Raw genomic sequence first — 2963 nt, 5'->3', positions numbered from 1 at the left:
GCCCGGGGCTGCCGCCTCGCGCGGGGCGACGGCCCGCGACCGGCCCTCGTGCCCCGGAAGCGGCCGGGCGCGGCCGCCGTATCACCCCCTACCGCTCAAGTGGTAATCAACGCGAACTCCTACGTCATATGGCGCCATAACCCTCCGGGGACACTCGCAAGGCTCCCGCCGGCCGCCGCTCGACCCGACGGAGATGACGATGACCGCGTCCACCCGCACCGCCCGGCAGGCTCGGACCGGGGCAGGCAGCCCGCCCCGCGCGTACGCACCGGCCGACCCGCCCGCGCCCGGACGGCCGCCGGTGCGGACCGGGGCGCGGCCACCCGGCCTGGTGGGCCGCCAGGCGGCGCTCGACGCGCTGAGCGCCAGCCTCGACGGCCTGGCGGGCGACGACCCGGTCGCCCGGCTGGTGACCGTGACCGGCGACCCGGGCATCGGAAAGACCGCCGTCCTGGGCGAGTTCGCCCGGCTGGCCAGGGCCCGGGGGGCCGTCGTACGCACCGGGCGCGTCGCGCGGGACGGCAGACCCGCGCCGTTCGGCGCCTTCGCGGACGCCTTCGCCGACGCCTCCGCCGAGCCCCCGGCCGGTATCCGCGCCGACGTCTTCGACGACATCTCCACCGACGTCTCCACTGAAGTCTCCGCCGACATCCGCGCCGAAGCCTTCACCGATGCTCTCACCGACATCGCCGCAGACGTCCTCACCGACCGGTACGCCGCCGCCGGCGCCCGCGACGACCCGTGCGGCCCGACGCACGCCCGAACGGCCGGCGGCTGCCCGCCCGTGCGGGCCGAGTGCGCCGTGCCGGGCACCGCGCTGCGCCACGCCCGCGCGTACCTCGAACGGCTCGCCGCGCCCTGCCTGGTGCTCGTCCTGGACGACGTGCACGCCGCCGACCCGGAGTCCACCGGCCTGCTGGCTGGCCTGCTGCGGCGGCCGCCCCGCGCGCCGGTGCTGCTCGTCCTGGGCTACCGCGACCGCCAGGCGGGCCCCGCGCTCCAGGCCGCCGTCAGCGGCCGCTCCGAGCAGGTCGCCGCCGAGCACGTCCACCTCGGACCGCTCAGTGCGCGGGACGTCGACCAGGTGCTGGCCGGTGCGGCCCCGCCCGGCGACGCGCCCACCGCCGTACTGCGCCGCCAGCTCTACCGGGACAGCGGCGGCAACCCCGGCTACCTCGCCGCCCTGCTCGCCGAGCGGCCCGCCGCCGTACGCCGCGAACCGGCCCGGCCCGGACAGCCGCCGCGGTCCGCGGCAGGAGCCGCGCTGCTGGACGAACTGGCCCCGCTGGAGCCCGGCGTGCGGGCCGTCGCCGAGGCGGCCGCCGTGGTGGGCCACGAGTTCGAGGCCCACCTGCTCACCCAGGTGCTGGGCGAGCCGGAGCCCGCGGTGCTGGCCGCGCTCGGCGAGTTGATCCGCCGCGACCTGGTCCACCCCGTCGTCCCCGGGCAGTGCTTCGCCTTCCGCCACCCCGTGGTGCACCGCGCCGTCTACCACGCCGCCGAGCTGAGCCGTCGAATCGGCCTGCACGCGCGGGCCGACCAGGCGCTGTGCGCCCGCGGCGCCTGCCCGGCCGAGCGCGCCCCGCACCTGGGGCAGTGCGTCCGGCACGGCGACCTGGCCGCCGTCGGCACGCTGGACCAGGCCGCCGCCGCCGTCGGCCCCGCCGACCCGGCCGCCGCGGCGTCCTGGCTGGCCACCGCCCTGCGCGTACTGCCGCAGAGCCCGCGCCACCAGGCCCGGCGGGCCGCGCTGCTGGTACGGCTGGCCGAGGCGCGCGCGGCCCTGGGCCGGCTGCGGGAGTGCCGGGAGCTGATGCACGAGGCCCTGCGGCTGCTGCCCGCCCGGCCCGCCGCCGACCGCGCGGCCGCCACCGTCCTCGCCGCCACCGCGCAGCGCCTGCTCGGCGACCGGGAGGAGACCGGCGCCATGCTCCGCGCCGAACTCGCCGCCCTGGACGGCGGCCACCCGCTGCCCGGCGCCGCCCTGAAGGCCGAACTGGCCGTCGGCCTGCTGCACGCCGGCGACCCGGAGAGCTGCGCGCGCTGGGCCCGGGAGGCGTTGGCCGTCGCCGAGCGCCACCCCGGCCGGCCGCTGCGCGCCGCCTGCCTGGGCCTGCTGGCCCTGGCCGCCGCCGTACAGGGCCGGTACGGGCCCGCCACCGCCCACCTGGAGGGGGCCACGGCCGTGCTGGACGCCATGCTCGACGGCGAACTGGCGCGCGGCCTGGAGACTGCGGTGTGGATCGGCTGGTGCGAGGTGCTGCTCGACCGCGCGGACGACGCGCTGCGGCACTTCCAGCGCGGCGCGGACTTCGCCCTGCGCACCGGCCACCGGCTGTTCACGCCGCAGCTGCTGGCCGGGCAGGCGTACGTGCTGGGCGAGCGCGGCAGCCCGGCCGACGCCCGCGCCGCCGCCGAACACGCCGTCCACCTCGCCCGCCTGTCCGGCAGTCCCGGGGAACTGGCCGGCGCGCGCGCCCTACACGCCCGTTTGGACGCCGCCCTCGGCGGCCCCGGCCGCGCCCCGCTGCCCGACCCGGCCGAAGCCGCCGGACGGCCCCGGGCCGCGGCCGGCGGCTGGCGCGAGGCGCTGGCCCTGCGCCTGGCGGCCGAGGCCCGGCTGCTCGGCGGCGACCACGAGGGCTGCCTGGCGCTGGTGGCCGAGGCGGGCGGCCCGCACCTGCCGACGGCCGACGCGGGCTCGCGCGTCGCCTGGTACGAGCTGCTGACCCGTGCCGAACTCGCCGCCGGCCGCACCGACCACGCGGCCCGCTGGGCGCAGCTCGCCGAACTGGCCGCCGCGCCGCTGGACCGGCCCGCCCGTACCGCCCTGGCCGAACTGGCCCGCGCGCAGGCCCTGCTGATCCGCGACCCGCGTACGGCGCTGGCCGCCGCCCGTGCCGCCGCTGCCGCCCTCGACCGGGCCGGCCGGGCCGTCGACGCGCTGCGCGCCCGGGTGGTGG

1 protein-coding gene is annotated in these 2963 nt (G+C 80.1%); it reads left to right on the top strand.

Translation table 11 applies throughout. From position 1 onward, the window contains the following. Positions 1-199 precede the first annotated feature (199 nt). Positions 200-2963 (top strand): AAA family ATPase (locus tag RKE29_RS29020; protein ID WP_312008691.1); only part of this gene is annotated, 2764 nt, incomplete at its 3' end.

This window comes from Streptomyces sp. B1866 (assembly GCF_031932565.1).
Classification (GTDB): domain Bacteria; phylum Actinomycetota; class Actinomycetes; order Streptomycetales; family Streptomycetaceae; genus Streptomyces.
The sequence above is the reverse complement of the archived record's forward strand: the minus strand, read 5'-3'. Positions and strand labels throughout refer to the sequence as shown.